Source organism: Bradyrhizobium sp. 1 (genome assembly GCF_023073315.1).
Classification (GTDB): Bacteria; Pseudomonadota; Alphaproteobacteria; order Rhizobiales; family Xanthobacteraceae; genus Bradyrhizobium.
Map to the genome: position 1 here is coordinate 555,917 of NZ_JADPJH010000022.1, position 26,214 is coordinate 582,130.

Sequence of the window (26,214 nt, forward strand, 5' to 3'; positions counted from 1 at the left end):
AACGCGAGATTTCACGCCACCTGCGGCGTTCTGATCTCGCGGGGCAGGATGATTGCGGCTGCGATCGCCAGCAGGCAGAGGGCGGCGAAGGCGTGCAGCATGGTGACGAAGCCGCCTTGCTCGTAGAGCCAGGCGACCAGGCCGACGGAGGCGCCGGCCGCGGTGAAGCCGATGAAATAGCGCACGGCATAGGCGCGCGAGCGCCATTCCTCGCTGGTGTATTTGCCGACCATGGCGTCGTTCACCGTGACCTGCCCGAACGCGCCCATGACGATGCCGATCGACACCAGAATCAGCGGCAGATTGGACAGGCTCGCCGCGAGATAGAGGAACGGCGCCAGCATGAAGGACAGCGGCAGCGCCACGGTCTTGAGCGAGTAGCGGTCGAGCAGCCTGCCGATGGTGTACTGCGTCATCGCGCCGAACACGTAGACACAGGCCGCGATGACGCCGAGCAGTGCCGGGCTCTTCGTCAGGTCCGCGAGCCGTTCCGCGAACAGCTTTGGCAGCGCCACGGTGACGGCGTTGAACGTGGTCGAGATCGCGATCACCACGATCAGCAGCGACAGGATCACGCGCCACATGTCTTTCTTCGCCACCCGCGCTTGCGCTGCCGCCTGCTTCGAGCCCTTGCGATCCTCATGCACGACCATCATCGCGAACGCGATGCCGATCAGGATGGTGACGATACCCGGGACGATAAAAGCAAAACGCCAGCCGAGATATTGGCCGACCACGCCGGTCACCAGCGCCGAGGAAGCAACCCCGAGATTGCCCCAGACGCCGTTCAGCCCCATCTCGCGGCCGAGCCTGTCGGCATAGGACACGATCATCGCGGTGCCGACGGGATGATAGATCGAGGCAAAAATGCCGATCGTGAACAGCGCCGCGCCGAGCTGCGCCGGGGTCTGCACGAAGCCGACCGAGATCATGGAGAGCCCAATGCCGACAAAGAAGATCAGCATCATGTGGCGGCGGCTCCAGCGGTCCCCCAGCCAGCCGGTGATCAGCGAGCCGGCGCCGAAGGCGACGAAGCCGGGGGTCGCGTAGGGAAGCAGTTCCGAATAGGCCATGCCGAGCGCCGGCCCCATGATGATCACGGCGGCGGCGAAAATGAGCATCGCATAATGGTCGATGAAATGGCCCGCGTTGACGAAACTGATGACCCGGCTGGGGCTGTTCATTCCGAATCCTCTCCTGCTCCGAAATGAGTTATATGTCGTAGCGATGACGGGATGCTGCCAATGACTGTCTTGGAAACGCCAATCTTGGAAACGCCAATCCTGCGGGAGGTCCGGAGCAACCATCGCTCGCCCGCCGGCGTGCATCTGGTCGCGCGCGACTATCCCAAGGGCATGCGGATCGATCCGCACATGCACCGCGAGGCGCAGCTGATCTATGCGGCCAGGGGCACCATGCAGGTGACGACGCCCGGGGGACGCTGGCTGGTGCCGCCGGACCGTGCGGTCTGGGTGCCAGCCGGGCTTGAGCACGCCATCGACCTGCTCGCCGACATCGAGATGCGCACGCTGTATTTCGACCTGTCCTGGCTGAAGCGCGAAAAGCGCTATGAGGGACTGACCAGGGAATTCGTGGTGCGGGTGTCGCCGCTGCTGAACCAGGCGATCCTCGCGCTGTTCGACGCGCGCAATACGGAGGAGCGCACCGAGCTGCTGGTTCGACTGGTGATGCTGGAGCTGCATCAAGCGGAGGATTCCGCGACCTTCGTGCCGCTGCCGCATGAGCCGCGCTGCCGCCGCGCCGCGATGATCGTGCTCGACGATCCCACCGGCCTGCACGACATCGACACACTGGCGCGCGAGGTCGGGACCTCCGCACGCACGCTGTCGCGGCTGTTCTCGACGCAGACCCAGCTGAGCTTCAAGAGCTGGTGCCAGCGCGCGCGGATTGCGGCGGCCATCCAGCGGATGTCGACGGATGCCAATGTGTCGGTGAAACAGCTCGCGACGCAGCTCGGTTATGCCAGCGTGCCGGCGTTCTCGGCGGCGTTCCGGCAGGTGACGGGGCGGACGCCGACGGAATTTGCGGGGAAATGAGGCACAGATGCGAGCGGCCTACCTGTTCAACATTGACTCTTCGGGGAGTCCTGCCTTGCGCAAGCCCTCGGCAATGCGAGCTCGCTGCACAAGACAGGTCGGATGATCCGACGGCGAACTGGCGTGGAATTGGGCGATGCTGAAGTTCGGAGCGAGCGTGAGCCCCGCCTGTACATGGGCCCGTGCTTCCTTGATCTGACCAAGATGCGCCTGTCCGGCGGCGAGATAGAAATACATGAACGGCGCAATATTCCGGTTGGTCTCGATCGATCGCTTGAACCAGTGAACGGCTGCCTCGTCGGCGCCGAGATATGATTGCGCGACGCCCGCCGTATTCATCCAGGAAGAGGCCTTGTTGTCGCGGGGAGAAAGCCGGAAGGCCTCCATGACATGGGCTTCGGTCTCTTCGGCCCGACCGAGATTGTTTTTACCGAGCCCAATCCAAGCATGGGCCGTGGCCAGATTCCGGTCCAGCACCAACGCCCGCTCACATTCGGCGATGCCTTGGGCGGCACGCTTTGTGAAAATCTGGACGACGCCCATCAGGCAATGCGCTCTCGCGTGATTGGGCGTGTGGGCAAGTATCCTCGTCAAGGACGTCTCGACCGCTTGCAGAGGCGCCGTCCTGTCAATCAACATGGAGGTCGCCCGCATGGTATCGACAGAGGCTATACCCACCATGGCTTCGACGTTCGCGGAATCCAGGCAGAGCGCCTGTTCGAAGAACGGGCGCGCCTGCGACAGGCTCGCGGGATCCGTTCCGCGATTCATATATTCCATGCCTTGAAAATACAGGTCCATCGAATCCGGATGGGGCGCCCGCGCCGCGCGCCGCGCCTCCACCATGACCAGCTCGGTCCCCAGTTGATTGGCAAGACGGGCACCAATCTCGTCCTGCATGTCGAAGAGGTCGGCGACCTGTTTGTCGAAACGTTCACCCCACAAATGATTGCCGGTCCCGGCATCGATGAGCTGGATGTTGATGCGCATCCGGCTTCCGACCCGCTGCACCGAGCCCTCGAGCACGTAGCGAACGCCGAGTTCGCGGCCGAGCCGTTTCAGATCGACATGCGTACCCTTGTAGGTGAAGGCGGTGTTACGGCCGATCACGAAGATGCCGGCCATTCGCGACAGATCCGTGGTCAGGCTCTCGGTCACGCCGTCGACAAAATATTCCTGCGCGGGATCCGGGCTCAGATTGGCGAAGGGAAGAACCACAAGCGACGGCTTGCCTGCGGCGGGGCTCGGCAACACGGCGACAGTTGCTGTCGTCGGCACCTCGCGCACCTCCGCGACGAACCGGACGCCCTTGCGGGGAAACGTCTTGATCAGGCGCTGCGCGTCTCCGGAATCGCCGATCGCCTTGCGCGCGACATTAAGTCGCGTGGTCAGGGCGACATCGGAGACGACGCGGCCATGCCAAATGGTACGGATCAGGTCATCCTTGCTGACGACGCGCTCGCGGTTGCCGATCAGATAGCCGAGCAGGTCGAACACCTGTGGCGCGATGGCGACCGCATCCGCTCCGCGGCGCAGCTCACGCTGCTCGGTGTCGAGAGAGAAATTTTCAAAGAGATAGCGCAAGCCGTGTCCCTGCAGTCGCGGTCGATCGCTGAAATCCTTCCGTTCAAGAATAAGCTGCCGGTAAGGAAAATGTAAGCCGGCGACCCAAGCGCGCCGGCCTCCCGACGTGATACATTCAAAGGTAGAGCCGCGCGGAAACGTCGGGCTTGGTCAGGGAGACAGGCAATGATCACGCGTCGTCATGTGTTATCGACCGCCGCTGCCGCGTTCGCCGCCACGTGTCCTGTGCCGCGCGCGCTCGCACAGCCGCTCTCAAAGACCGTGCACATTCTGACGGGCTTCTCGCCCGGGTTGCAGGACGCCATGGCGCGGCTCGTGGCCGGACAGATGAGCGGCTATGCGGACACCATCGTGGTCGAGCCCCGGCCGGGCGCAGCGGGTCGCATCGCGGTGGAGGCGGTGAAGAACGCCGATGCCGACGGATCGACCATGCTGTTCTCGCCGCTCGGCTTCATGATGTTCTTTCCGCACGTCTACCGGACGCTGAGATACCAGCCGCGTGATTTCACACCGGTGTCGACCGTCGCCTCGACCCCGACATTGCTGACGGTCGGCCCGCAGGTACCGGCCGACGTCAAGACGCTGGCGGACTTCGTTGCCTGGTGCCGCGCCAATCCGAAGCTCGCCACCTTCGGGACGCCGGGTGCCGGAACCCCGCTGCATTTTCTCGGTACGATGCTGGGCCGCAGCGCGGGCTTCGATTTTCTTCACATACCCTATCAAGGCGGTGCCGCGATTCAGGATCTGGTCAAGGGCGTGATTGCAGCGACCGTCATGCCGATCGGAAGCTCGCTCGGGCTTGTCCAGTCTGGAGATCTTCGCGCGCTGGCGACCACCGGACCGCGCCGCTGCCCGTTCATTCCGGCGGTACCGACGGTGCGGGAAGCCGGATATCCGTCGCTCGAGGACCTCACATGGTTTGCGTTCTTCGTTCCGGCGAAGACACCGGCGCCGATTGTCGATAAGCTCAATGCCGCGATCCAGGCGGCCGTGCGCACCGACGAGGTCAGGGCCGGCATGGCAAAGCTGGCCGTCGAACCCGATACGATCGCGATAGAAGACTTCGCCCGGCTGATCGCATCGGAATCCGACCGGTGGAAGGCGATCGTGCAGGAAACGGGGTTCGTCCCGACCGATTGAGCGCGGCATTGACAGGGGGCAACACATGAACGGGCCGGCATCCGTGCATGATCTCGTGCAGTCGCATCGCATCACCGCGGTGATCTATGCTGCAGCGAAGCTCAATCTCGCCGAGGCCATCGGCGATGAGGCGAAATCGGTGGCCGAGCTTGCCCGGCTGGTGTCCGCCGACGAAAGCGCGCTACGCAGACTGCTCGTCGGCCTGACGACAATTGGCCTGTGCAGGCAGGCAGGCCTGGACCGGTTTGCCATGACCGATCTCGGCCGGCAACTCGGCGAGACCGCCGACCCATCCTTCAAGGACTGGGTTCTCTTTGAGGGCGAGATGCTCGCGCAATCCTGGAGCGGACTGGTCGATTCGGTTCGCACCGGAAAGACTGCGACCCAGCTGCGCGGAGAAGGCGATGACCGTTATGCCGCCTCGGGCAATGCGCCGGACGCAAACCGACGGTTCAACGCTGCGATGGTCAGCCTCACGCGGTCGATCGTTCCGAGGATCGTTGCGGCCCACGACTTCGCAGCCGCGCGCCTCGTCATGGATCTCGGCGGCGGCACCGGCGAATTGATCGGCGCCGTACTGCAGCACAACCCCCATCTCGAGGGCATCGCCGTGGATCTCGCGCGTTGCGAGGCAGATGCGCGCGCGCATTTCGATCGGCTCGGTATCGCCGACCGCTGCCGGTTCGTCGCTGGCAGCTTCTTTGAAAAGATCCCGGGCGGCGCCGATACGATCGTGATGAAGAGCATTCTCCACAATTGGAATGACGACCGTTGCCGGATCATCCTGCGCAATTGCCGGGACGCGTTGCCGTCGGGCGGGACGCTGATCGTGATCGAACGGGTCATGCCGGAGCTTGCCACGACGGAACCCGAGGATCGCTCCTGCGTCATGAGCGACCTCAACATGCTGCGGGGACCCGGCGGCTGCGAGCGGACGGAAGCCGAGTATCGCAGGCTGGCGGGCTCGGCCGGATTCGCTTTCGTCCGGACGACCGGGATCGGCTCGTTCAGCCTGGTCCAGTTCAGCTGATCCGGCAATTGAGCAGGCTTTTCTCTGACGCTGACGTCGAGGACCGGATCATGGACGCACCGGCTGCCACTCGCGACGCGGGCGACAGGCCGCGGCGTACCGGATGCGACGGCCTCGCCGGGCATGACAGCATTCTCGAAACGCACGGCCCAGCTAAAGTTGCCAAATTCGCCTGCTTGATTGTGATCGGCTTCCGCCTAAATCCCGTGTAAGCTTCCCGCACCGCACAACCCGGTTTCGAAAGGCCCAGATGGCGAACGCCTTCTTCTCCGACCTGCTCGCCACCATCTCCGAGCGCGGCCGCACGCTGCTGCGCCGCGATTCTGCCGACACCAAACAGGACGCCGACGGGCTGATCGAGCTCTGCGGTGCGCTGCTGTCGGGCCGGGGCGAAGCCTCCGGCACGGCCATGGCGCGCGAGGTGCTCGACATCTACCAGGAGTTGGATGCGGCAGGACGCCGCGCTTTCTTCGAAGGATTGGTGCGCGATTTCGGCCCGGACCGCGAACGCCTGTCCAAGGCGATCGAAAAATGGCGCGCCAAGCCCAGCGACGAGGATGCGAGCTCGCTGCACTTCGCCTCGGAACCGCGGCGGCAGGAGCTGATCCGCCGCCTCAACCGTGCGCCCGGCGGCACCGGCGATCTCGTCAGCATGCGTGCCGATCTGCTCGGCATGACCAATGGACACACCGATCTCGCCGCGCTCGATCGCGACGTCTCCCATCTTCTCTCGTCGTGGTTCAACAGGGGGTTTCTCGTGCTGCGCCGGATTGACTGGTCGACCCCGGCCAACATTCTCGAAAAGATCATCCGCTACGAAGCCGTGCACGAGATCTCCGACTGGGACGATCTGCGCCGGCGCATCGATCCGGTCGACCGCCGCTGCTACGCCTTCTTCCATCCCGCGATGGTGGACGAGCCGCTGATCTTCGTCGAGGTGGCGCTGACCGAAACCATTCCCGGTGCGATCGCGCCGCTGCTTGCCGTCGATCGCCAGTACCTTCCGATCGAGAAGGCGCGCACTGCCGTGTTCTATTCGATCTCCAACACGCAGCGCGGGCTGGGCGGCATCTCCTTCGGCAGCTTCCTGATCAAGCAGGTGGTGGAAGAGCTGCGCCGCGAGACGCCGAAACTCGACACATTCGTGACGCTGTCGCCGGTGCCGGGCTTCATGCAGTGGATCAAGCAGGACAAGGATCTGCCGCTGACGGACGAGGACCGCGAGGTGATGAAGCGCCTCGACGATTCCAAATGGTTCGAGAACCCCGAGACGACCACGCTGCTGCGCGGTCTGATCGAGCCGCTCGCGGCGCATTACTTCCTCAAGGCGCGGACGCCGAAGGGCAAGCTGATCGATTCCGTCGCCCGCTTCCATCTCGGCAACGGCGCAAGGCTCGAGCGCATCAACTGGCTCGGCGACCTCTCGCCCAAGGGCGTGCGCGAATCCGCCGGCGTCATGGTCAACTACCTCTACCGCCTCGAGGACATCGAGAAGAACCACGAGGCCTACGCCAATGACGGAGAGGTCGTGGCGTCGAGCGCAGTGAAGAAGCTGTTGAAGGGCGAGGGACGGCGACTTCTGGATATGCGGCTGTCGTAATTGCCCGGCTCCCACCCCATCGTCATTGCGAGGAGCCCTTGCGACGAAGCAATCCAGGCTACCTCTGCTGAAAGATTCTGGATTGCTTCCGCCTTCGCCAGGGCTTCGGCGGACAAGTCGCTGCGCTCGCAATGACGGAGAATATACGCTAGACGTTTCATCGAACTCCTGCACCAAAGACGGGACACCATGAAACGACGCGACTTTCTCGGGCTGACCGCCGCGGCTGCCAGCAGCCTCTCGCTATCGTCCGTGCGCAGTGTTGCGGAGGGCTCCGGTTCGGGGCCGGAGATGACGGCGCTGTGCGATTACATGAGCGCAGCGAAAACCCGCGCACTGCCGCCCGAAATCGTCGAACACGCAAAACACCACATCCTCGACACGCTGGCCGCGATGATTTCAGGATCTGAGCTGCCGCCTGGCCAAGCCGCGCAGCGCTACATCCGCGCCAACGCCTCGCAGGGGACGGCGACCGTCGTCGGCACTCCGCTCACGGCATCGCCGATCGAAGCCGCGCTTGCCAACGGCGTCATGGCGCATGCTGACGAAACGGATGATTCACACAGCCCGTCACGCTCGCATCCGGGATCCTCGACCGTTCCGGCCGCGCTCGCGCTTGGCGAACATCTCGGCATCGACGGCGCGCATTTCCTGAGGGCGGTGACGCTCGGTTACGACGTCGGCACCCGCGTGGTGATGGCGATGGGCGGCGCGGATTTCAGCTATGAGAGCGTGCTGAGCACGCACAGCATCGCTGGCACGTTCTGCGCTTCGGCGGCCGCAGCCTGCGTCGCCGGCTTCGACGCGCGGCGGATGCGCTGGGCGCTCGACTATGCCGCGCAGCAATCCTCCGGCTTCATCGTGTGGCGGCGCGACGTCGATCATATCGAGAAGGGTTTTGTGTTCGCGGGCATGCCGGCCCGCAACGGCGTGACCGCGGCGCTGCTGGTGCGTTCGGACTGGAATGGCGTCGACGACGTGTTCTCAGGGCCGGACAATTACTTCCTCGCCTATGCGCCGAAGGTTGTGACCGCAAAGCTCGTGGACAGGCTCGGCGAGCGTTACGAGATCGCGGGCACCGACATCAAGAAATGGACCGTGGGTTCGCCGATCCAGGGACCGCTCGACGCGATCTATGCGATCCGCGGCAAGCAGGCGTTCGAGGCCGATCAGGTCAAGCGGGTGACGGTGCGCCTTGCGCCGTCGGTCGCCGAAGTCGTCGACAATCGCGACATCCCCGACATCTGTCTCCAGCACATGGTCGCCGTGATGCTGCTCGACAAGACCGCCTCGTTCCACGCCGCGCATGACAAGCCGCGCATGCAGGATGCCGCGGTGCTGAAGGAGCGCGCCAAGATTACTCTGGTGCGTGACGAGGAGTTGGCCAAACTGCTGCCGGTGCGTGTCGCCATCGTCGAGATCGAGCTCACCGATGGAAGCCGCCTCTCCGAACGCGTCACCGCCGTCCGCGGCACCCCGCGCAACCCGATGACGCGGGACGAGGTCATCGACAAGGCGCGCGACCTCATTGCGCCGGTGGTGGGAGGCGAGAAGGCCGAGCAGCTGATCAAATCGGTCTACGCGATCGAATCCGTGCCCGACATCCGCGCGCTGCAGCCGCTGCTGCAGCGCGCGTGAGCTACAACCTCGGTGTCATCGCCCGCGAAGGCGGGCGCAGTACTCCAAGACGATGCGATTGAATCGATAGACCGCGGCGTACTGGATGCCCCGGTGAAGCCGGGGCATGACAGCTGTCTGCGTGGCGGCAAGCAGGCTTACTCAGCCAGCGTCTTCATCTCCTTGTAGAGATCCGCCTTGCCTTCAAACCCGATTCCCGGAAGGTCCGGCATGGTGATGTGGCCGTTCTCGACGCGGACGCCATCAGGGAAGCCGCCATAGGGCTGGAACAGGTCGGGGTAGCTCTCGTTGCCGCCCAAGCCCAAGCCGGCCGCGATGTTGAGCGACATCTGGTGGCCGCCGTGGGGGATGCAGCGGCTGGGTGACCAGCCGTGGGTCTTCAACACTTCCAGCGTACGCTGGTATTCGCACAGGCCATAGGACAGGGCGCAGTCGAATTGCAGCCAGTCGCGATCCGGGCGCATGCCGCCGTAGCGGATCAGGTTGCGGGCGTCCTGGTGACTGAAGAGATTCTCGCCTGTGGCCATCGGGCCCGGATAGAATTCGGCGAGTGCTGCTTGCAGCGCGTAGTCGAGGGGATCACCAACTTCCTCGTACCAGAACAAGGGATAATCGCGCAGCATCTTTGCGTAGGCGATGCCGGTCTCCAGGTTGAAGCGGCCGTTGGCATCGACGGCGAGCTGCGCGTCCTTGCCGATCTCCTTCAGCACGGCTTCGATGCGGGTGCGGTCGTCCTCGATCGAGGCGCCGCCGATCTTCATCTTGACGACGTTGTAGCCGCGGTCGAGATAGCCGCGCATCTCAGCCCGCAGCATCGAGAGATCCTTGCCGGGATAGTAATAGCCGCCGGCGGCGTAGACGAACACGCGCGGATTGGCGGTGACGCCGTGACGTTCGGCGAGCAAACGAAACAACGGCTTGCCTGCGATCTTCGCCACCGCGTCCCACACCGCCATGTCGATGGTGCCGACCGCGACCGAGCGCTCGCCGTGACCGCCCGGCTTCTCGTTGGTCATCATCGCGCCCCAGACCTTGTCGGGGTCGAGATTGTCGCCTGATACGTTCAACAGCGACTTCGGATCGGCTTCCGTGATGCGCGAGGCGAAGCGCTCGCGGATCAGGCCGCCCTGCCCGTAGCGGCCGTTGGAGTTGAAGCCGTAGCCGACGACGCGCTTGCCGTCGCGCACGACATCGGTGACGACCGCGACCAGGCTCGTCGTCATCTTGGTGAAGTCGATATAGGCGTTGCGGATCGGCGATGAGATCGGTTTTGTGATCTCGCGGACGTCGACGATGCGGACGGACATGGGGTTTCCTTTCGTCATTGCGAGCGAAGCGAAGCAATCCAGAAATGCATCCGTGGAAACAGTCTGGATTGCCTCGTCGCAAGAGCTCCTCGCAATGACGAGGAGAGGTCAAAGGCTCCTCGCAATGACGAGGAGAGAGTGTCGTGCTCTACTTCTTATCCCTGAAATACGGCTCCACCGGTCCGTGCACCTTGATGGTCAGCGGGTTGCCGTGGCGGTCCTTGGCGTTGCCGGCGGTGACGCGGACCCAGCCTTCGCTGATGCAGTATTCCTCGACATTGGTCTTCTCGACGCCCTTGAAGCGGATGCCGACGTCGCGCGAGAGAATATCCGCGTTGTAATGGGGGCTGTTCGGGTCGACCGACAGGCGGTCCGGAAATTCGTCGCTCATGATTGTCTCGCTCATAACAGGGTCTCGATTTGATTCCGCAATCCTTCGGGCCGTGCGGTCGGCGCGTGGCGCGCGACCACCTTGCCGGCACGGTCCACCAGGAATTTGGTGAAATTCCATTTGATGGAGGCGCCGAGCAGTCCGGATTGCTGGCGTTTCAGGTACGCGTACAAGGGATGCGCGTGGGCGCCGTTGACGTCGATCTTGGCGAATAGCGGAAAGGTGACGTCGTAATGGGTCGAGCAGAACGCCTGGATCTCGCTCGCCGGTCCCGGCTCCTGCGCGCCGAACTGGTTGCAGGGAAAGCCGAGCACCGAGAAGCCGCGCGGCGAGAGATCGCGGTGCAGATCCTCCAAGCCGCGATATTGCGGCGTGAAACCGCATTTGCTCGCGGTGTTGACGATCAAGAGCACCTGTCCCTCGAAACGTTTCATCGGGACCTCATCGCCCGCAAGCGAATTGGCCTTGAAGTCGTAGATAACAGACATCGCTAACCCACGGGGTCGATCGGCGACGGCGGCACGCCGCCCGCCTCGATCGCTTCGCCTGCAAGAAGACACAGGTCCTCGCGGTAGCGGCCGGAGACGATGTGCACGCCGACCGGCGCTTTGCCGACGAGACCGGTGGAGACCACGAGGCCCGGCAATCCCATGAAGGGCGTCGCGATCTGCGGCAGCTGCGCCTCCCAGACGCGCTTGAAGGACTCCTCGTCCTTGCGGTCGAGATGATCCGGGAATGGCAGCTCGCCGGACACCGGCGTCAGCACCACCGCGTATTGCTCGAAGAACAGCATCCAGTCGCGGGTCAGCGTGGCGCGGCGCGTCAGCGCCTTGGCGTAGTTGGCCTGGTCCATCGGCGTGACCCTGCTGCGGTTGCCGCGCAGGCACGCCAGCGCGCCGGGATCGCCTTCGCGTTCGGCCATTTCCAGCTGCGCCTCATAGCCGTCGCCAAGCCAGAGTTTTATCTGCCACTCGACGGCTTCGCGCATCGGCGGGGTGTTCTCGATTGTCTCGACGGTCCAGCCGGCGCGCTCGAGCCGCTTTCCGGCGTCGATCACCGCGGCCTTCACCTCCGGTGTGGTGGCAAGGCCATCCGGGTTGAGGCAGAGCGCGGCACGCTTGGGCCGCGCCGGACCTTCCAGCGGTGCCGGCACGAACCAGGGGTCGCGGATGTCGCGGGCCGACATGGCGGCAAGCGAAATACGCAAATCGTTGACGGTGCGCGCCAGCGGGCCCGACACCGCCATGATCTGCGGGCCGATCGGACGCTCCGGCAGCGCCGGGTTGAAAGCGGGGATGCGGCCCAAGGTCGGGCGCAGGCCGTGCACGCCGCAGGCATAGGCAGGATAGCGGATCGAGCCGGCGATATCGGTGCCGTGGGCGATGTGGCCGATGCCGGCCGCGACCGCCGAGCCGGCGCCGCCGGACGAGCCGCCCGGGGTCAGCGAGGCGTCGCGCGGGTTCCTGGTGTCGCCATGGACCAGATTGGTGGTGAACCAGCGATAGGAGAAGGCCGGGCAATTGGTGCGCCCAAGGAGAATGGCGCCGGATTTGCGGAAATTGGCGACCACAGGATTATCCTCGCGCGCGATCAGGTCGCGCTGGAGTTTCAGGCCATTGGTGGTGGCAAAGCCCTCCTGGTCGACATTGGCCTTGATGGTGACGGGCACGCCGGCGAGCACGCCAGGGTCCTCGCCCCGCGCGATCGCGGCATCGACGGCGTCGGCCTGCTTGAGCACGTCCTCGGGGCGGTGGTCGATCACGGCGTTGAGCTGGGGATTGACCGCGTCCAGACGCGCAAGACCGGCCTTGGCGGCCTCCCGGGCGGAGATTTTTTTGGCTTTGACGAGGGTGGCGAGGTCGGCGGCCGACAGGCGCCAGAGGTCTTGCATGGCTTGCTCCGTATGACCCGCGTCTTTTAGCGCCGGGAACGCAGCAAAGCCATGCGGATTTCGCAGAGGCGAAGGGCGGGTTTGGTGCGGCCGGCCGCCTCATTCTCCGTCATTGCGAGCGAAGCGAAGCGATCCAGACTGCCTCGGAGGAAGCAGCCTGGATTGCTTCGTCGCAAGGGCTCCTCGCAATGACGGGGAGAGAGTGGCGGACCCCTCTAATGCCGCGTCGCGGACTGGTCCGGGACGTCCAGCAGGGCCTCGGTGAAGGGGAATTCGAGGACCACCTCCCCGTCGTCGTCGGTCACCTCGATCACCGCCTCCATCAGGGCCGGCTGGGTGCCCTCTGATTTCAGGACTTCCAGGATCATCTGGCGGGCGACTTCCCACGCGCGGTCGGGATTGCGCAAATCCTCGCCGTCAGGATCCACGATCAAGTCGTCGCCGATACGGGTGTTGAAGAAATATTTGGGCATCACCGAATTCCACTTGGGTCGCCTGTACCGGATTGAAAGCCGCACTGCACTCACAACTGCTTTATCAGGGCAGGGTTCGCGACCGAATGCGCCAGGCGCAAGGCAGCATCACCAGAACTGATGTTCCCCGATCATTTTTCGCGGCGCAACATGGGCTTTATCGGGAAAATTTCACTGGCGAACTTTTGCGCCCGCATTACCTTAACCGTTGGGCGGATACGTCCGAATTCGCGAATATGGAGAGCCAAAATGGCCTGGAAAACCCCGAAGATCGTCGAAGTGCCCTGCGGCATGGAAATCAATATGTATGTGAGCGCCACCCGCAAGTAAGCGGTTGGTGAGTTTGCGTTCTGCGCAGGTGGGTATTTTGGTCACGAACCGTTTCCGGACGACGGAAACTGTGTCGGCCTGATATCCACCTGGCGACGTTGCTTCCAGGAGACGTATCATGCTTCGCGTCGTCGTCCTGGGCGCCGGGGCCGGCGGCGGGGTCCCGCAATGGAATTGCGGGTGTGAGGGCTGCCGGGCGGCACGTAGCGGCAGACATGACCTCCAGAGAACCCAGGCCTCGGTCGCCTTCAGCGGCGACGGCGAGCACTGGTTCCTGATCAACGCCTCCCCCGATCTGCGCCAGCAATTAAACGCCACGCCGCAGCTGCATCCCAAGCCGGGCACGCTACGCCATACGCCTGTTGCAGGCGTGATCCTGACCAACAGCGAGGTGGATGCGGTGGCGGGCCTGCTGTCGATGCGGGAAGGCTCGCCCTTCACGGTCTATGCGCATGAGAAGGTGCTGGCGATTCTTGCCAGCAACAGCATCTTCAACGTGCTGAACGAAAAGAACGTCAAGCGCCAGTCGATCGGGATCAGCGAGCCATTCGAGCCACGGCTGGTAGATGGCACGCGTTCGGGGCTGGAGGTGCTGCCCTTTGCGGTGCCGGGCAAATCGGCCTGGTATCTCGAAGGCAAGGCCCATCCCGGCGGCGAGACCGGCGACGGCGATACGCTCGGGCTGAAGATCACCGACAAGTCCACCGGCAAGTGCTTCTACTTCATTGCCGCCTGCGCCGAGGTGACCGACGCGCTCAAGGCCGAGATCGACGGCGCTTCGCTGGTGTTCTTCGACGGCACGGTCTGGCAGGACGACGAGATGATCCGGGCTGGCCTCGGCCACAAGACCGGCAAGAGCATGGGCCATGTCGCGATGTCCGGTCACGATGGCGCAATCGCCCGGCTAGCCGATCTCACACTCGACAGGAAGATGTTTCTGCATATCAATAACTCGAACCCGGCGCTGCTGCCCTCTTCCCCCGAGCGCAAGGCAATTGAAGAAGCGGGCTGGCAGATACCCGCCGACGGAACGGAGATCGTGCTGTGAATGCCGCGTCACTGACTGGAATGACTGCGCTTTCTGTTGGCAAGGACATCAGGCTCAACTCGGCGGAGGAGCTGGAGGCGACGCTGCGCCATATCGGCGCGACGCGCTATCACAGCCTGCATCCGTTCCATAAGCTCTTGCACGGCGGCAAGCTGAACAAGGGCCAGGTGCAGGCCTGGGCGCTGAACCGCTACTATTATCAGAGCACGATCCCGATCAAGGACGCGGTGGTGATCTCGCGCTTCCGCGACCGCGCCACGCGGCTGGAATGGCGCCACCGCATCGAGGATCATGACGGCGATATCGGCAGCGAAGGCGGCATCGAGCGCTGGCTGAAGCTGACCAGCGGCCTCGGCCTCGACGCGGCCTATGTGGAATCGACCGAAGGCATCCTGCCGGCGACGCGCTTCGCGGTGGAAGCCTATGTCCACTATTGCCGCGAAAAGAGCCCGCTGGAGGCGATCGCTTCCTCGCTCACCGAATTGTTTGCGCCGAACCTGCACGAAGAGCGCATCTCCGGCATGCTGGAGCATTACGACTTCGTCAATCCTGATATCATGAGCTACTTCAAGCGGCGGCTGGCGCAGGCGCCGCGCGATGCTGGTTTTGCGCTCGACTATGTCAAGGCGCATGCCACCACGCCGGAACAGCGCGCTCTTGTGTGCAACGCGCTGATCTTCAAGACCAACGTGCTATGGGTGCAGCTCGACGCACTCCAGCATGCTTATGTCGAGGGCCACATTCCGCCGGGCGCCTTCGTGCCCCAAGAAACTAAAAAGTCGAGCTGAGGGACAAGAGCTATGGCCGGGCCGCGAAACATCAGCGTCAACGAGGCTAGCCGCCCGGTGCTGCCGCGGCATGCCAAGCTGAAATATGACGACACGCGAAAAGTCTGGGTGATCCTGGCGCCGGAGCGCGTGCTGGCGCCCGACGAGATCGCGGTCGAGGTCTTGCAGCTCTGCGACGGTCAGCGCAGTGTCGGCGACCTGTCCGATCAGCTGGCGGTGAAATACGCGGCGCCGCGCGAGGCGATCCTGGCCGACGTCATCGTCATGTTGCAGGATCTCGCCGACAAGGGTTTTCTCACCGAGATCAGGGAGAAGACGTAATGAGCGATGTGCTCCCGATCATCCCGCCCGACGCCAGCGACAGCCTCGCAGTGCTGGAGGGAAGCCGCTCGACCGCGGAGACCTTTGGCATTCCACTCGCGGTGCTGCTCGAGATCACCCATCGCTGCCCGCTGCAATGTCCCTATTGCTCCAACCCGGTCGAGCTCGACCGCTCGGGCAAGGAGCTGACCACGGATGAATGGAAGAAGGTGCTGAGTGAGCTTGCCGAGATCGGCGTGCTCCAGGTGCATTTCTCCGGCGGCGAGCCGACGGCGCGGAAAGACCTCGTCGAGCTGGTCAAGCATGCCAGCGATGTCGGGCTCTACACCAATCTGATCACCTCGGCCGTGCTGCTGACGCGCGAGCGGCTCAGCGAGCTTGCCGATGCCGGGCTCTGCCATGTGCAGATTTCTTTCCAGGGCATCGAAGGAGGCCTCGCCGATCGCGTCGCCGGCTACAAAGGTGGCCACCGCAAGAAGCTCGAAGTCGCGAAGTGGACGCGCGAGCTCGATTTGCCGCTCACCGTGAATGCGGTGATGCACCGGCAGAATTTGCATCAGCTCCCCGACATCATCCAGATGTCTGTTGATCTCGACGCGGACCGGCTCGAGGTCGCCAATGTGCAATATTACGGCTGGGCGCTGAAGAACCGCGCGGCGCTGATGCCGACGGTGGAACAGCTCGATGAGACCACGCGCATCGTCGAAGAGGCCAGCGAGCGGCTCAAGGGAAGACTGACGATCGACTACGTCATGCCGGACTATTACGCGCTGCGGCCGAAGAAATGCATGGGCGGCTGGGGCCGTCAGTTTTTCAATATCTCGCCGGCCGGCAAGGTGCTGCCGTGCCACGCCGCAGAGAGCATCACCGGGCTCGACTTCGAATCGGTGCGGTCCAATCATTCAATCGCCTGGATCTGGCAGAACTCGGACGCCTTCAACCGCTATCGCGGCACCGGCTGGATGAAGGAGCCGTGCAAGAGTTGCGAATTCCGCGAGATCGATTTCGGCGGCTGCCGCTGCCAGGCCTTTGCGCTGACCGGCGACGCCGCCAACACCGATCCGGCCTGCGCGCTGTCGCCGCTGCACGAAACCATCTTCAAGCAGGCCGAGCGCGAGGCCGAGGGCGAGACCAACCGCTTTCTCTATCGCAATTTCGCCGGCGGCACTCTGGAATCCGGGAATGATGCCTGACGCCGACGCGGCCAGCTCAGTCAAGCGTGCCGATCCCTTCGCGCCGCTGACCTCCGACATGCTCGATGTCGGCGACGGCCACGAGCTCTATGTCGAAAGCGTTGGCCGCGCCGACGGCATTCCCGCAATCTATCTGCATGGCGGGCCGGGCTCCGGCTGCCAGCCGGATCATCGCCGGCTTTTCGATCCTGAGCGCTTCTGCGCGGTGCTGTTCGACCAGCGCGGCTGCGGTCGCAGCCGTCCCAAGGGCTCGCGCCAGCACAACACGACGGCGCACCTGATCGCCGACATGGAGACAATCCGCAAGAAATTCGGCTTCGACCGCTGGATGGTGGTCGGCGGCTCCTGGGGCGCGACGCTGGCGCTGGCTTATGCGCAGGCGCATCCCGAGCGCGTCTCCGGCATTGCGCTGCGGGCAACCTTTCTGGGCACGCGGGCGGAAGTCGAGACCGCCTTCACCTCGCGCCTGTCTCAGTTCTATCCGGCCCTCTACGAGGATTTTCTCAGTGTGCTGCCGCTGGAGGAGCGCGAGCGGCCGGTGGAAGCTTACTATCGCCGCATCCTCGATACCGATCCGGCCGTGCACGGTCCGGCATCGCGGGCATGGCACGACACCGAGCGCGCCTTGTCAGAGCACAAGCCGGCCAAGACACGGCTCGACCTCGCCTCGCTGAATGTCTGGCGCACGCTGCCTGCGACGCCGTTCATGGAGGCGCATTATTTCGTCCACGACAGCTTCATGACAGAGAACCAGTTGTTGCGGAACGCCGATAGGCTCGCCGGCATCCCCGGCATCATCGTGCAGGGCCGCTATGATCTGTTGTGCCCTCCTGAGACATCGCAGCGGCTAGCGAAACTTTGGCCGGGTTCCGAGGTCAGGATCGTGGAAGAAGCCGGGCATTCGCTCTATGATGCCGGCGTGCGGGATGCGGTCATGAAGTCGATCGCCGACCTCGCGTCGAAGGCCGCACGCTGACGCGCGAAACAAGGACAACAAGAAAATGCCGCTCGCCGGGACAGGCATGCTGCTGACGTCGATGAACATCGACGCGGCGGATGAAGCCGATTTCAACCGCTGGTACGATCGCGAGCATCTGGAAGAGCGCGTCGCGATCGAGGGTTTCCTGGAGGCACGGCGCTATGTCGCGCACGCCGCCAATCCCAAATATCTCTCGCTGTACTCAACCGCGACGCTCGACGTGCTCGACAGTCCCGCCTACCGGGCGCGGCTCGCCAACCAGACCGAATGGTCGCGGCGGAGCATGGCGCATTTCAAGGACATGCTGCGCGTGGTCGCGCGCATCACGATCAGCAAGGGCACTGGCCGCGGCGCTACGCTCGGCTTGGTGCGGCTGCGCCCCACGGCCGACAACGCCAGCGCATGGCGTGATGCACTGCAAGAAAAGCTGGCGCCGGGGACTCGCGAAGGCATCATCTCGATGCATCTGCTCGAAAGCGAGCCGGAATTGTCGGGCGCAACTGCCGACATTCCGGCCGTGCGCAACGAAGGCGCGCGCGACTGGTTCGTGCTGATCGACGGCACGCATGTCGGCGCGGTCTCGGCTGTCATCGCCGAACGCTTCACCGGCCCTGCTGCCGCGCCCTTCCCGCCGCCCGTCTCCGTCGGCACTTACGCGCTGATGTGGGACCTCGCGAAGAGCGACATCGCGCGCAGCTAAGCAGCCATCCGCATCGCAACATATTGCACCGCCGCATTGCTCCGCGCGGTGCGTTAATGCTGTGCGCGCGCAGCTCCCATGAAAGCGGTCAATCGCGAAAATTTGCCGTTGTACTTCGAAACGGTTCTAATAAGCTAACCCAATGACGTCATTCAGAAACCAGATCGACGCGCGTTAAGCGTCCGACAAGCTCACAAGAGGCCGCCGGGTCTTTGAGCCTGCGCGGACAGGGTAGGAATGAAACCGACCGATATCGCGGCCCCCGACTACTTTCATAAAGTGGTCGATTGCCAATGGGCCTGTCCTGCGCACACTCCGGTTCCCGAATACATCCGATTGATCGCACAAGGCCGCTACAGCGACGCCTACATGATCAATTGGAAATCGAACGTGTTTCCCGGAATTCTGGGACGCACCTGCGATCGTCCATGCGAGCCGGCGTGCCGGCGTGGACGCGTCGAGGAGACGCCAGTCGCGATCTGCCGCCTCAAGCGCGTCGCCGCAGACTTCAAGGACGACATCACGCTGCGCCTGCCGCGTCCCTCCGCGAAGAACGGCAAGCGCGTTGCATTCGTCGGCGGCGGCCCGGCTTCACTGACGGTGGCGCGCGACCTCGCGCCGCTCGGCTATCACTGTACCGTGTTCGACGGTGATCCCCAGGCCGGCGGAATGATGCGCACGCAGATTCCCAAATTCCGCCTGCCCAATTCGGTCATCGACGAGGAGACCGGCTACATCCTCAACCTCGGCGTCGACTTCAAAGGCGGTCACCGCATCGAGAGCATGAAGGCGCTGCTCGCGGAGAAATACGACGCGATCTTCGTCGGCTCCGGCGCGCCGCGCGGCCGCGAGCTCGACATTCCCGGCCGGAAGGAAGCAGCCGCCAACGTTCATATCGGCATCGACTGGCTGTCCTCGGTCTCGTTCGGCCACACCGACAAGATCGGCAAGCGCGTCATCGTGCTCGGCGGCGGCAACACCGCGATGGATTGCTGCCGCACCGCGCGCCGGCTCGGCGGCGAAGAGGTGAAGGTCGTCGTGCGCTCCGGCTTCGAGGAGATGAAGGCATCGCCCTGGGAGAAGGAGGACGCGCTCCACGAGGACATTCCGATCCTCAATTTCCTGGTCCCGGTCGCCTTCGTCCACGACAACGGCAAGCTCACCGGCATCACCTTCCAGAAGGTGAAGGCCGAATACGATTCCAAGGGCCGCCGCAATCTCGTGCCGTCAGGCGAGCCCGACCAGACCATCGAATGCGACGACGTGCTGGTCGCGGTCGGCCAGGAAAACGCCTTCCCCTGGATCGAGCAGGATTGCGGCATCGAGTTCGACAAATGGCACATGCCCAAGGTCGACCCGAAGACGTTCGTCTCGACCAATCCCAAAGTATTCTTCGGCGGCGACGCCGCGTTCGGGCCGAAGAACATCATCTGGGCGGTGGCGCAGGGCCATGACGCCGCGCTGTCGATCCACAAGCTGCTGTCGGGCGAGGACATCACCGAGCGGCCATTGCCGGAGGTGCATGTCTCGTCGCAGAAGATGGGCATCCACGAATGGAGCTATGACAACGACATCTCCAACGACAAGCGCTACAAGGTGCCGCATCGCGACAAGGTGATCGCGCTGAAGGACATCCGCACCGAGGTCGAGCTCGGCTACGACGTCAAGCTGGCGCTGGGCGAAGCCGAGCGCTGCCTGAACTGCGACGTGCAAACCGTATTCTCGACCTCGCTGTGCATCGAGTGCGATGCCTGCGTCGACATCTGCCCGATGGATTGCATCACCTTCACGGAGAACGGCGAGGAAGCCGACCTGCGCCAGCACCTGAAGGCGCCTTCGCTGCATCCGGACCAGGATCTCTACGTGTCCAGCGATCTCAAGACCGGGCGCGTCATGGTGAAGGATGAGGATGTCTGCCTGCATTGTGGGCTGTGCGCCGAGCGTTGTCCCACCGGGGCCTGGGACATGCAGAAATATTTGATCGAAATGACTCACGCAGGTTCAGCATGTCCGACAAAAAGCCGATCAGCAGCGTAAACGACTTCGTCGTCCGCTTCGCCAACGTCAACGGCTCCGGTTCGGCCAGCGCCAACGAAATGTTCGCACGCGCGATCCTGCGTCATGGCGTTCCGGTGTCCCCGCGCAATATCTTCCCCTCCAACATCCAGGGCCTGCCGACCTGGTACGAGGTGCGGGTGACCGAAGAAGGCCATCTCGGCGCCCGCGGCGGCGTCGACATGATGGTGGCGATGAATCCGCAGACCTGGGACAAGGACGTCGCCGGCATCGAGCCCGGCGGCTATCTGTTCTACGATTCCACCAAGCCGATGCCGTCGACCAAATTCCGCGACGATATCACCGTGATCGGCGTCCCCCTGACCGCCATCACCAACTCGACCTACACCGATCCACGCCAGCGCCAGCTGTTCAAGAACATCATCTATCTCGGCGCGCTCTCGGCGCTGCTCGACATGGATCCGAAGCTGATCGAGCAGCTGATCGGCGAGCAGTACAAGGGCAAGGAGAAGCTGCTCTCCTCCAATGTCCACGCGTTGCATCTCGGCCGTGACTGGGCGCTGCAAAATCTGAAATGTCCGCTGGGTTTGCGCATCAAGAAGTCCGACAAGGTCGGCGACCGCATTTTCATCGAGGGCAACAGCGCGGCCGCACTCGGCGCCGTCTATGGCGGCGCCACCGTGTGCGCCTGGTATCCGATCACGCCGTCCTCGTCGGTGGCGGAGGCCTTCACCGCCCATTGCAAGAAGTACCGGCACGATCCCCAGACGGGCAAGGCGAAATACGCGATCGTGCAGGGCGAGGACGAACTGGCCTCGATCGGCATCGTGATCGGCGCCTCCTGGAACGGTGCGCGCGCCTTCACCGCGACCTCCGGCCCCGGCATCTCCCTGATGACGGAGTTCATCGGCCTCTCATATTTCGCCGAGATCCCGGCCGTGATCATGAACATCCAGCGCGCCGGCCCCTCGACGGGTATGCCGACGCGCACCCAGCAATGCGACATCATCGCCTGTGCCTATGCTTCGCATGGCGACACCAAGCATGTGCTGCTGTTCCCGGAAGATCCGGCCGAGGCGTTCGAGTTCGCGGCCGCCGCCTTCGATCTCGCCGAGCGGCTCCAGACCACGATCTTCCTGATGCTCGATCTCGACATCGGCATGAACCACCGCCTCTGCCGTCCGCTGAAATGGGACGATGCCAAGCAGTATGACCGCGGCAAGGTGATGACCGCCGAGATGCTGGACGAGGGCCGCGATTTCGGCCGCTATCTCGACGTCGACGGCGACGGCATTCCGTACCGCACCTATCCCGGCACGCATCCGACCAAGGGCTCCTATTTTACCCGCGGCACCTCGCGTGACCGCTATGCGCGCTACTCCGAGGAAGGCTCGGTTTATGCCGACAACATGCAGCGCCTGATACGCAAATTCGAAACCGCGCAGGACATGGTACCGCGGCCGCTGCAGGCCAATGCAGAACGGCCGACCAAATATGGCGTGATCTATTTCGGCTCGACCTCGCCCGCGATGGACGAAGCGATCGGACTGCTGGAAACGCGTGGGCATCAGCTCGACCGCTTGCGCATCCGCGCCTTCCCGTTCCATTCGAGCGTCGCGAGCTTCCTTGCCGAGCACGATTTCGTTTATGTCGTCGAGCAGAACCGCGACGCCCAGCTCCGTCAGCTCATCGTCAACGAAAACGGTATCGATCCGGTCCGCCTCGTGCCGATCGTGCACTATGACGGCACCCCGATCACCGCCCGTTACATCGCAAAAGCCATTGGCGACCACCAGGATCACCTCAAGGTGACCCCGCTCCGCAAGGCCGTGTCATGACCTATATTGCCAAGCCGAAATTCCATCACCCGGGCCTCAAGAAGAACGAGCTCGGCTATACCCATCGCGACTACGAAGGCAAGATCTCGACGCTGTGCGCCGGCTGCGGCCACGATTCGATCACGGCCTCGATCATCGAGGCCTGCTACGAGCTGTCGATCGAGCCGCACCGGGTGGCAAAGATCTCCGGCATCGGCTGCTCCTCGAAGACGCCGGACTATTTTCTCGGCAATTCGCACGGCTTCAACACCGTGCACGGCCGTATGCCCAGCGTGCTGACAGGCGCCAACCTCGCTAACCGCGATTTGATCTATCTCGGCGTCTCCGGCGATGGCGACAGCGCGTCGATCGGCTTCGGCCAGTTCGCGCATTCGATCCGGCGCGGCGTCAACATGACCTATATCGTCGAGAACAACGGCGTCTACGGCCTGACCAAGGGCCAGTTCTCGGCGACGGCCGACCGCGGCTCGAAGTCCAAAAAGGGCGTCACCAACACGGACAACGCCATCGACCTCGTCGCCATCGCGCTGCAGCTCGGCGCCACCTTCGTCGCGCGCTCGTTCTCAGGCGACAAGACCCAGCTGGTGCCGCTGATCGCGGCCGCGATCGGCCACAAGGGCGCGTCCTTCATCGACGTCATCAGCCCCTGCATCGCCTTCAACAACCACGCCGGCTCGACCAAGAGTTTTGATTATGTCCGCGAGCACAACGACGCCGTGAACCGACTCGACGTGCTGGTCGGCCGCGATCCCATTGCGGTGGATTATGCGCCGGGCACGGTGCAGGTGGTCGAACAGCACGACGGCAGCAAGATCGCGCTGCGCAAGATCGACGCCGATTACGATCCGCACGACCGGCTCGGCGCGCAAACCTTCCTCGCGAGGCATGCCGCCAAGGGCCAGATCGTCACCGGGCTCCTGTACGTCGATCCCGATGCGGAAGATCTGCATGCGCATCTCGACACGGTCGAGACGCCGCTGAACACGCTGGAAGCGGACACGCTGTGCCCCGGCTCGGCGGCGCTGGACAAGTTCAACGCCAGCCTGCGCTGACGCTTGCTCCGGTTCGGCGAAAACACACCGTGTTCTAATGGACGGGTTCGGGCTCGGCTGCGGCGCGGCCCGAATATGCCAATCGGCCGGCCGACCAATAATGCTTGCAGGTGTCGAACAGGGCTTCGCCATCCATGGTCAGGCCGCCCGCATTGACGAGCACGCCGTCCGCACCAATTGGCTTATTCAGCAGCACCAAGACGCGCTTCAGAAAGCCGCCGTCGAACCGCTCGGCGAGGAGAGGATCGAGCTGGAGCACCACGACTTTCTGGCTGCGATACCGAAAGATCGAGATGTCCCGCACCGATCTCCAGGAGATGGTGTCATCGGCGATCCTGGTGTCGCGAATGCCGACACGGGTGATGAAGACGACCGGCTCACCGGACGAGATCAAGGTCCAGAGCATCTTGCAGGTGGCCAGGCCGAAAAACACGATGCCGAAATAGCAGAGCGCGATCTGGAACGTGCTGATGTCCTTGACGTAGTGCCAGTTGAATGCGAGCGCGGCGCACAGCAGCGTCAGCACCAGGCCGGTCCCCAGCAGCATGAACAGCCGCGGCAGGGAATAGCCGACCGTAAGGTTGGGCAAGTTGTGACTTTCGGACATTTTGAGCGCCACCAGCCATTTGCAACAACCAGGGGTTTATCAACGCCCCTCCTTCCAGAGTGTTAAGACTGGAACCTTGCGCGAGGCTCCCCACGGCATTGCGGGCCAGGGGCACTTGAACGCGCGGCGGCTGGCTCGCGACTAAAGGCCGATTGGCCCTCATCGTCCCGATGCGGGTCTCGACGCCTCTCGCGCTGGTGCGGCCATGAAGCTTGCCCTCGTCCTTCCGCTTGTCCTTGCCGCATTCGTTGGCGCCGCCCGGGCGGAAACCGCCGACGACATCCGGGAGGCCAGCCAGGCCGAGGCCGAAACCTTCAATACGCGGATGTATGCGGGCCCCCCCGGCAACAAAGCCTTTGCCTGCTTCGTCCGCCGCTACGATGCCCGGCATCTGGCCCGGCATCCGAAGCAGAAAGTCACCGCGATGAAGCTGCTGATCTCGGCCGAGGCCGACACGGAGGACAAGCAGCTCCACAATTCGTTCCGCCTCGGCTTCAGATATCGCCATCGCTCCGGAGATTTCAGGTCCGGCGGCTCCTGTCACCAGGTGGTGTTCGCGAAGGATGGCAACGAGATCCGCTTCGGCTGCGGCGTCGACTGCGAAGGCGGCAGCCTCGGCGTGGCGCTCGCGAACAACGACAAGTCAGCCATTGTACGGCTCGGAAGGGTCAGGGTCTGGCAGAACGAGAAGCCGGATAGCGAAGCCGAGGAGTCGCTGGTGGCCGGCGCCGATGACGGGATTTTCCGCCTCGATCGCACCGACAACAGCGAATGCGCCTCGCTGGTGACCGACCACGAGGAACTCGCCGCACTACGTCACTAGTGATATGTCTCCGGCAAAGTGGGGCGCAGTCGAGGGAGATCGCCATGAACCGCCGGAACATCTTGTGGAGCGCTATGTCGGCTTTGGGGGCGGCTCTTGGCGCCTCCAGCGCAAAGGCCGCGACTGAGGCTCCTGCATCGAACAAGCTGAAGGTCGTCTACCATCTCAGCGACGCCGAGAAGGTCAATTTCGTGCTCGGCAATATCCAGAACCACATCGACGGCGTCGGCGGGCCCGACCACGTCACGATCGCGCTGGTGATTCACGGACCCGCGCTGAAGGCGTTTCACTGGGCGCAGGCCAATCCTGACATCAGCAAACGCGTCGGCGACTTCTCCAAGGACGGCGTCGAGCTCGCGGCGTGCGGCAACACGATGAAGGCGCAGAACGTCACGCTGACGGACCTGCTGCCGGGCTTCGTCAGCGCGGAAAAGGGCGGCGTGGTTCGTTTGGCCGAGCTGCAGTCGCAGGGGTATCTTTATTTGCGGCCGTGAGCGCCAAGGAAAAGGTGCGCGACCTCCCCCGCAAGCGGGAGAGGTAAGGTGGAGCCCGCGGCTCCCCTTTCCCAACTGATCTTGATCCCGCTTGACTTACTCATAACTCCAGGGTTATGGATTAATTCATAACCTATGAGTTATGGATCTCACATGCCTGCCGCACCCGACCTCCTGTTCCGAACACTCGCCGATCCGACCCGGCGGGCGATCTTCGAGCGGCTGTGCCGCGAGGGCGAGCAGACGGTCGGGGCACTGACGGCGCAGTCGGGCGTTTCCCAGCCGGCGGTCTCAAAGCATCTCGGCGCGCTGAAGCAGGCTGGCCTTGTGCGCGACCGGCATGAAGGACGCCAGACCCATTACAGCGCGCAGCCCGGGGCGCTCAATCCGCTGCTCGACTGGACCAGCCAGATGGCCGGCTTCTGGCAGAACCGGCTCGATGCGCTCGACGATCTCCTGAAGAGGATGGACCAATGACCGAAGCTTCTGCTGAAACACGTTCCGTCGTCGTCGAACGCGAGTTTACCGCCCCAGTGGAGCGGCTCTGGCGCGCGCTGACGCAGCCGCATCTGATCGAGGAATGGCTGATGAAGAACGACTTCAAGCCCGATGTCGGCCATCGCTTCAATTTGCGCGGCGAATGGGGCGGCGTGCTCGATTGCGAGGTGCTCACCATCGAGCCGCAGAAGACGCTCGCCTACACCTGGAATTTCTCGCATGAGGATGCCGCGTTCGACTTGCGAAGCGTCGTGACATTCACGCTGACGCCGACGGGTGCCGGCACGCATTTGCGCGTCGAGCAGGCTGGCTTCAGCCCGACGCAGAAGCAGGCCTATGGCGGCGCGCATGCCGGCTGGAAGCAGTTTTTCACCAAGCTGGACGAGCTGCTGGCGCGGGCGGAATAGCCCGGCCGC

General features: G+C 63.6%; 27 protein-coding genes. 19 read left to right on the forward strand and 8 right to left on the reverse strand.

Features of this window, described 5'->3' with window-relative positions:
- Positions 1-11: 11 nt before the first annotated feature.
- Positions 12-1,184: an MFS transporter gene (locus IVB29_RS19345; protein WP_247504953.1), complete on the reverse strand. Its 1,173-nt coding sequence runs from the start codon at positions 1,182-1,184 to the stop codon at positions 12-14.
- Between the two features lie 51 nt (positions 1,185-1,235).
- On the opposite strand from IVB29_RS19345, the gene IVB29_RS19350 reads away from it, so the two are divergent.
- On the forward strand, positions 1,236-2,057 hold the full coding sequence (locus tag IVB29_RS19350; protein WP_247504954.1) for a helix-turn-helix transcriptional regulator: 822 nt from the start codon (positions 1,236-1,238) through the stop codon (positions 2,055-2,057).
- 18 nt (positions 2,058-2,075) lie between these two features.
- On the opposite strand, the gene IVB29_RS19355 is transcribed toward IVB29_RS19350, so the two are convergent.
- On the reverse strand, positions 2,076-3,641 hold the full coding sequence (locus IVB29_RS19355; protein WP_247504955.1) for a winged helix-turn-helix domain-containing protein: 1,566 nt from the start codon (positions 3,639-3,641) through the stop codon (positions 2,076-2,078).
- A 165-nt stretch (positions 3,642-3,806) separates the two neighbouring features.
- Between IVB29_RS19355 and IVB29_RS19360 the strand changes: the two genes are divergently transcribed.
- From IVB29_RS19360 to IVB29_RS19375, 4 genes are all read left to right on the forward strand, one after another.
- Entirely contained in the window at positions 3,807-4,781 is a 975-nt protein-coding gene (locus IVB29_RS19360; RefSeq protein WP_247504956.1) for a tripartite tricarboxylate transporter substrate binding protein, read from the forward strand.
- Between the two features lie 25 nt (positions 4,782-4,806).
- On the forward strand, positions 4,807-5,811 hold the full coding sequence (locus tag IVB29_RS19365) for a methyltransferase (RefSeq protein ID WP_247504957.1): 1,005 nt from the start codon (positions 4,807-4,809) through the stop codon (positions 5,809-5,811).
- Between the two features lie 250 nt (positions 5,812-6,061).
- Positions 6,062-7,411 carry a malonyl-CoA decarboxylase gene (locus IVB29_RS19370; protein ID WP_247504958.1) on the forward strand — a complete coding sequence of 450 codons (1,350 nt, stop codon included), beginning with the start codon at positions 6,062-6,064 and terminating at the stop codon, positions 7,409-7,411.
- 189 nt (positions 7,412-7,600) lie between these two features.
- Entirely contained in the window at positions 7,601-9,049 is a 1,449-nt protein-coding gene (locus IVB29_RS19375; protein ID WP_247504959.1) for an MmgE/PrpD family protein, read from the forward strand.
- A gap of 137 nt (positions 9,050-9,186) precedes the next feature.
- On the opposite strand, the gene tarD is transcribed toward IVB29_RS19375, so the two are convergent.
- From tarD to IVB29_RS19400, 5 genes are all read right to left on the reverse strand, one after another.
- Positions 9,187-10,356: a mandelate racemase/muconate lactonizing enzyme family protein gene (tarD, locus tag IVB29_RS19380; protein ID WP_247504960.1), complete on the reverse strand. Its 1,170-nt coding sequence runs from the start codon at positions 10,354-10,356 to the stop codon at positions 9,187-9,189.
- Positions 10,357-10,504: 148 nt separating this feature from the next.
- Positions 10,505-10,762 carry a DUF3297 family protein gene (locus IVB29_RS19385; protein ID WP_247504961.1) on the reverse strand — a complete coding sequence of 86 codons (258 nt, stop codon included), beginning with the start codon at positions 10,760-10,762 and terminating at the stop codon, positions 10,505-10,507.
- Positions 10,759-11,235 carry a glutathione peroxidase gene (locus IVB29_RS19390; RefSeq protein ID WP_247504962.1) on the reverse strand — a complete coding sequence of 159 codons (477 nt, stop codon included), beginning with the start codon at positions 11,233-11,235 and terminating at the stop codon, positions 10,759-10,761. Before IVB29_RS19390 ends, IVB29_RS19385 begins: the two co-directional genes overlap by 4 nt.
- Before the next feature lie 2 nt (positions 11,236-11,237).
- The gene (locus IVB29_RS19395; protein WP_247504963.1) at positions 11,238-12,638 is read right to left on the reverse strand and encodes an amidase family protein; all 1,401 of its coding nucleotides are present in this window, start codon (positions 12,636-12,638) and stop codon (positions 11,238-11,240) included.
- Positions 12,639-12,853: 215 nt separating this feature from the next.
- Positions 12,854-13,111 (reverse strand): hypothetical protein, encoded by a 258-nt coding sequence (locus IVB29_RS19400; protein ID WP_247504964.1) that lies wholly within the window; start codon positions 13,109-13,111, stop codon positions 12,854-12,856.
- A gap of 249 nt (positions 13,112-13,360) precedes the next feature.
- Between IVB29_RS19400 and pqqA the strand changes: the two genes are divergently transcribed.
- From pqqA to IVB29_RS19450, 10 genes are all read left to right on the forward strand, one after another.
- Positions 13,361-13,441 (forward strand): pyrroloquinoline quinone precursor peptide PqqA, encoded by an 81-nt coding sequence (gene pqqA, locus IVB29_RS19405; protein WP_045002119.1) that lies wholly within the window; start codon positions 13,361-13,363, stop codon positions 13,439-13,441.
- Positions 13,442-13,559: 118 nt separating this feature from the next.
- Positions 13,560-14,489, forward strand: a complete 930-nt coding sequence (pqqB, locus tag IVB29_RS19410) for a pyrroloquinoline quinone biosynthesis protein PqqB (RefSeq protein WP_247504965.1) — start codon at positions 13,560-13,562, stop codon at positions 14,487-14,489.
- On the forward strand, positions 14,486-15,277 hold the full coding sequence (gene pqqC / locus IVB29_RS19415; RefSeq protein ID WP_247504966.1) for a pyrroloquinoline-quinone synthase PqqC: 792 nt from the start codon (positions 14,486-14,488) through the stop codon (positions 15,275-15,277). Before pqqB ends, pqqC begins: the two co-directional genes overlap by 4 nt.
- A gap of 12 nt (positions 15,278-15,289) precedes the next feature.
- Entirely contained in the window at positions 15,290-15,598 is a 309-nt protein-coding gene (gene pqqD / locus IVB29_RS19420; RefSeq protein ID WP_247504967.1) for a pyrroloquinoline quinone biosynthesis peptide chaperone PqqD, read from the forward strand.
- Positions 15,598-16,791: a pyrroloquinoline quinone biosynthesis protein PqqE gene (gene pqqE / locus IVB29_RS19425; protein WP_247504968.1), complete on the forward strand. Its 1,194-nt coding sequence runs from the start codon at positions 15,598-15,600 to the stop codon at positions 16,789-16,791. Before pqqD ends, pqqE begins: the two co-directional genes overlap by 1 nt.
- Positions 16,781-17,767, forward strand: coding sequence for a prolyl aminopeptidase (pip, locus tag IVB29_RS19430; protein WP_247504969.1), 987 nt, complete (start codon positions 16,781-16,783; stop codon positions 17,765-17,767). The genes pqqE and pip overlap by 11 nt, the downstream gene beginning before the upstream one ends.
- Positions 17,768-17,792: 25 nt before the next feature.
- On the forward strand, positions 17,793-18,470 hold the full coding sequence (locus tag IVB29_RS19435) for a DUF4286 family protein (protein ID WP_247504970.1): 678 nt from the start codon (positions 17,793-17,795) through the stop codon (positions 18,468-18,470).
- Positions 18,471-18,707: 237 nt separating this feature from the next.
- A complete protein-coding gene (locus IVB29_RS19440) occupies positions 18,708-20,507 on the forward strand; it encodes an FAD-dependent oxidoreductase (RefSeq protein WP_247504971.1) in 1,800 nt (599 codons plus the stop codon).
- Positions 20,477-22,324: a 2-oxoacid:acceptor oxidoreductase subunit alpha gene (locus tag IVB29_RS19445; protein WP_247504972.1), complete on the forward strand. Its 1,848-nt coding sequence runs from the start codon at positions 20,477-20,479 to the stop codon at positions 22,322-22,324. Before IVB29_RS19440 ends, IVB29_RS19445 begins: the two co-directional genes overlap by 31 nt.
- Positions 22,321-23,376 (forward strand): 2-oxoacid:ferredoxin oxidoreductase subunit beta, encoded by a 1,056-nt coding sequence (locus IVB29_RS19450; RefSeq protein ID WP_247504973.1) that lies wholly within the window; start codon positions 22,321-22,323, stop codon positions 23,374-23,376. The genes IVB29_RS19445 and IVB29_RS19450 overlap by 4 nt, the downstream gene beginning before the upstream one ends.
- A gap of 34 nt (positions 23,377-23,410) precedes the next feature.
- Here the strand turns inward: IVB29_RS19450 and IVB29_RS19455 are convergent, their stop codons facing one another.
- A complete protein-coding gene (locus tag IVB29_RS19455; RefSeq protein WP_247504974.1) occupies positions 23,411-23,983 on the reverse strand; it encodes an STM3941 family protein in 573 nt (190 codons plus the stop codon).
- 205 nt (positions 23,984-24,188) lie between these two features.
- On the opposite strand from IVB29_RS19455, the gene IVB29_RS19460 reads away from it, so the two are divergent.
- The 4 genes from IVB29_RS19460 (at position 24,189) to IVB29_RS19475 (ending at position 26,205) form a co-directional block, all read left to right on the forward strand.
- Entirely contained in the window at positions 24,189-24,806 is a 618-nt protein-coding gene (locus IVB29_RS19460; RefSeq protein WP_247504975.1) for a hypothetical protein, read from the forward strand.
- A 44-nt stretch (positions 24,807-24,850) separates the two neighbouring features.
- Entirely contained in the window at positions 24,851-25,300 is a 450-nt protein-coding gene (locus IVB29_RS19465) for a DsrE family protein (protein WP_247504976.1), read from the forward strand.
- Between the two features lie 153 nt (positions 25,301-25,453).
- On the forward strand, positions 25,454-25,777 hold the full coding sequence (locus IVB29_RS19470; protein ID WP_247504977.1) for a metalloregulator ArsR/SmtB family transcription factor: 324 nt from the start codon (positions 25,454-25,456) through the stop codon (positions 25,775-25,777).
- Positions 25,774-26,205, forward strand: coding sequence for an SRPBCC domain-containing protein (locus tag IVB29_RS19475; protein ID WP_247504978.1), 432 nt, complete (start codon positions 25,774-25,776; stop codon positions 26,203-26,205). The genes IVB29_RS19470 and IVB29_RS19475 overlap by 4 nt, the downstream gene beginning before the upstream one ends.
- Positions 26,206-26,214 lie beyond the last annotated feature (9 nt).

Excerpts from the sequence above, each read along its gene's own strand:
- IVB29_RS19345 (WP_247504953.1), bottom strand. The coding sequence starts at position 1,184 with ATGAACAGCCCCAGCCGGGTCATCAGTTTCGTCAACGCGGGCCATTTC.
- IVB29_RS19350 (WP_247504954.1), top strand. The coding sequence starts at position 1,236 with ATGCTGCCAATGACTGTCTTGGAAACGCCAATCTTGGAAACGCCAATC.
- IVB29_RS19360 (WP_247504956.1), top strand. The coding sequence starts at position 3,807 with ATGATCACGCGTCGTCATGTGTTATCGACCGCCGCTGCCGCGTTCGCC.
- IVB29_RS19365 (WP_247504957.1), top strand. The coding sequence starts at position 4,807 with ATGAACGGGCCGGCATCCGTGCATGATCTCGTGCAGTCGCATCGCATC.
- IVB29_RS19370 (WP_247504958.1), top strand. The coding sequence starts at position 6,062 with ATGGCGAACGCCTTCTTCTCCGACCTGCTCGCCACCATCTCCGAGCGC.
- IVB29_RS19375 (WP_247504959.1), top strand. The coding sequence starts at position 7,601 with ATGAAACGACGCGACTTTCTCGGGCTGACCGCCGCGGCTGCCAGCAGC.
- tarD (WP_247504960.1), bottom strand. The coding sequence starts at position 10,356 with ATGTCCGTCCGCATCGTCGACGTCCGCGAGATCACAAAACCGATCTCA.
- IVB29_RS19385 (WP_247504961.1), bottom strand. The coding sequence starts at position 10,762 with ATGAGCGAGACAATCATGAGCGACGAATTTCCGGACCGCCTGTCGGTC.
- IVB29_RS19390 (WP_247504962.1), bottom strand. The coding sequence starts at position 11,235 with ATGTCTGTTATCTACGACTTCAAGGCCAATTCGCTTGCGGGCGATGAG.
- IVB29_RS19395 (WP_247504963.1), bottom strand. The coding sequence starts at position 12,638 with ATGCAAGACCTCTGGCGCCTGTCGGCCGCCGACCTCGCCACCCTCGTC.
- IVB29_RS19400 (WP_247504964.1), bottom strand. The coding sequence starts at position 13,111 with ATGCCCAAATATTTCTTCAACACCCGTATCGGCGACGACTTGATCGTG.
- pqqA (WP_045002119.1), top strand. The coding sequence starts at position 13,361 with ATGGCCTGGAAAACCCCGAAGATCGTCGAAGTGCCCTGCGGCATGGAA.
- pqqB (WP_247504965.1), top strand. The coding sequence starts at position 13,560 with ATGCTTCGCGTCGTCGTCCTGGGCGCCGGGGCCGGCGGCGGGGTCCCG.
- pqqD (WP_247504967.1), top strand. The coding sequence starts at position 15,290 with ATGGCCGGGCCGCGAAACATCAGCGTCAACGAGGCTAGCCGCCCGGTG.
- pqqE (WP_247504968.1), top strand. The coding sequence starts at position 15,598 with ATGAGCGATGTGCTCCCGATCATCCCGCCCGACGCCAGCGACAGCCTC.
- pip (WP_247504969.1), top strand. The coding sequence starts at position 16,781 with ATGATGCCTGACGCCGACGCGGCCAGCTCAGTCAAGCGTGCCGATCCC.
- IVB29_RS19435 (WP_247504970.1), top strand. The coding sequence starts at position 17,793 with ATGCCGCTCGCCGGGACAGGCATGCTGCTGACGTCGATGAACATCGAC.
- IVB29_RS19440 (WP_247504971.1), top strand. The coding sequence starts at position 18,708 with ATGAAACCGACCGATATCGCGGCCCCCGACTACTTTCATAAAGTGGTC.
- IVB29_RS19445 (WP_247504972.1), top strand. The coding sequence starts at position 20,477 with ATGTCCGACAAAAAGCCGATCAGCAGCGTAAACGACTTCGTCGTCCGC.
- IVB29_RS19450 (WP_247504973.1), top strand. The coding sequence starts at position 22,321 with ATGACCTATATTGCCAAGCCGAAATTCCATCACCCGGGCCTCAAGAAG.
- IVB29_RS19455 (WP_247504974.1), bottom strand. The coding sequence starts at position 23,983 with ATGTCCGAAAGTCACAACTTGCCCAACCTTACGGTCGGCTATTCCCTG.
- IVB29_RS19460 (WP_247504975.1), top strand. The coding sequence starts at position 24,189 with ATGAAGCTTGCCCTCGTCCTTCCGCTTGTCCTTGCCGCATTCGTTGGC.
- IVB29_RS19465 (WP_247504976.1), top strand. The coding sequence starts at position 24,851 with ATGAACCGCCGGAACATCTTGTGGAGCGCTATGTCGGCTTTGGGGGCG.
- IVB29_RS19470 (WP_247504977.1), top strand. The coding sequence starts at position 25,454 with ATGCCTGCCGCACCCGACCTCCTGTTCCGAACACTCGCCGATCCGACC.
- IVB29_RS19475 (WP_247504978.1), top strand. The coding sequence starts at position 25,774 with ATGACCGAAGCTTCTGCTGAAACACGTTCCGTCGTCGTCGAACGCGAG.